The organism is Streptomyces sp. P17, assembly GCF_032436805.1.
In the GTDB taxonomy this organism is placed as follows: Bacteria; Actinomycetota; Actinomycetes; order Streptomycetales; family Streptomycetaceae; genus Streptomyces.
Window position 1 is genome coordinate 1 of sequence record NZ_JAVRBF010001123.1, and the last position, 256, is coordinate 256.

The following is a 256-nucleotide window of genomic DNA, read 5'->3' on the forward strand; positions in this document are numbered from 1 at the left end:
GACCATCCGTCATGGCATACTGTTTATCTAGGCGTGCGGCTAGAGCACGATCATGGGTCACCACTTCAAAGCTCGTGGCAAACTCACGATTAAGCTCACGCAGTAGTTGGTAAATTGACTCAGCCGTATGCTGATCTAAATTACCCGTAGGTTCATCTGCTAACACCAAGGCAGGCTTAGTTACCAAAGCTCTAGCAATAGCTACACGTTGTCTTTCACCACCACTGAGCTCAGATGGCTTATGGCTAAGTCGGTG

General features: G+C 48.4%; 1 protein-coding gene. It reads right to left on the bottom strand.

All coding sequences use genetic code 11. The features are described from left to right. A partial coding sequence (locus RMT89_RS44150) for an ATP-binding cassette domain-containing protein (RefSeq protein ID WP_315889391.1) occupies positions 1–256 on the bottom strand: 256 nt, incomplete at both ends.